Origin of the sequence: Protofrankia sp. Cj3 (assembly GCF_917627355.1) — a bacterium.
Taxonomy (GTDB): Bacteria; Actinomycetota; Actinomycetes; order Frankiales; family Frankiaceae; genus Protofrankia.
Genome location: NZ_CAKJTR010000059.1, coordinates 23,405 through 25,000 on the forward strand (window position 1 = coordinate 23,405; position 1,596 = coordinate 25,000).

The window sequence follows — 1,596 nt, forward strand, 5'->3', positions numbered from 1 at the left end:
GCATGTTTCCGGCTGTGCGTCAATGCACATGAAATGCACATATTTTCGCCGTGATATTCGGCCTCTATTGTCAGGTGCGGCTGGCTATAATCTGTTCCGTGCATCGTTATGACAGGGATAGCGAGGATCTGACCCAGGCTATTGTTGACTATGCGCGGGAGCGCCTGCGTATGCATCCGGTCCCGCTGGACGGCTCCCGGTCACATGCGGACCTCGCCGCTACGGTGGGCGAGACCATAACTCCCGACGGTATGGGCGGCGTCGCGGTGCTCGACCTTTTCGACACGCTCTTGTCCAGGGCCTGCATTTCGGTCGATCATCCACGCAACCTCTCGTTCATCCCGGCGGCTCCCACCAAGGCCGCAGTCCTGTTCGATCTTGTTGTCGGAGCCTCCTCGGTATACGCGGGCAGCTGGCTGGAGGGCGCTGGCGCCGTCTACGCGGAAAACCAGGCACTACGCTGGCTGGCCGAGCTGGCCGGTTTCCCGCTCCAGGCCGGCGGTGTCTTCGTCCAGGGGGGGACGGTTGGTAACCTTTCCGCGCTGGTCACGGCCAGACACGCGGCGCAGCAGGCCAGGCACCGGGCGACAGGTCCCAACACCGGGCCCATAGCGTGGCGCGTCGTCTGCGGTTCTGAGGCACATTCCTCGATCGAGACCGCCGCCCGGATTATGGGTGTCGACGTCCTGGTTGTTCCGACGGACCCCGATGGACGGTTCACCGGCGCTGCCCTGGCAAAGGCACTGGACCTTGCCGGTACCGCTGTGTCGGACACGGTCTTCGCGGTCGTGGCAACAGCCGGTACCACGCAGTTCGGTATTGTCGACGATATTCGAGGTATTGTCGAAGTAGCCCGTGAACGTGGTATCTGGGTACATGTGGACGGTGCCTACGGGCTGGCCGCGTTGGCCGCGGAATCAGTCCGTCATCTTTTTGCCGGTGTGGCGGCGGCGGATTCTTTCATCGTCGACCCGCATAAATGGCTGTTCGCGCCGTTCGACGCCTGCGCGCTGATTTACCGGGAACCAGCGCTGGCCCGCGCGGCACATGCGCAGAAGGCGGGTTACCTCAAGGTCCTGGAGTCCCCAGACGCCTGGAACCCGGCGGACTACGCGATCGGCCTGTCCCGGCGGGCGCGCGGCCTGCCCTTCTGGTTCTCGCTCGCGGTGCACGGTACCCGTGCGTACAGTGCCGCTGTCGAGAAGTCGTTGGCCACCGCCCGCGCCGCGGCAGAGCAGATCCGGGCGCTGCCCTACGTGGAGCTCGTGCGTGAACCCCAGCTTTCCGTGGTTGTTCTGCGGCGTCTGAACTGGCCGCCGCAGACATACTACGAGTGGACGGAAAAGCTGCTGCAGTCAGGCTTCGCCTTCGTCACCCCGACCGTCCACGAGGGGGAGACGGTGACCCGCTTCGCGATCATCAATCCGTGCACCGAGCCGGCGGACATCGCCGCCATCCTGGAGACCATGGCCTGACCGGCCGCGCCCGAGCGCATCGAGCAGGAGAACCGAGGCGGGGGAGAGCCCCGAACCGGGGTGTTGTGGGTTGTCGGTGGGGCTGTCTCGGGGGTGGGGATGGCTCTCCGGGCTGGAAAAA

The 1,596-nt window shown here is 64.9% G+C and carries 1 protein-coding gene; it reads left to right on the top strand.

The window, feature by feature from the left end; translation table 11 throughout:
• The first annotated feature begins 98 nt into the window (after window positions 1–98).
• Window positions 99–1,475, top strand: a complete 1,377-nt coding sequence (locus MJ783_RS10470; protein WP_239310202.1) for an aminotransferase class V-fold PLP-dependent enzyme — start codon at window positions 99–101, stop codon at window positions 1,473–1,475.
• Window positions 1,476–1,596: the final 121 nt, after the last annotated feature.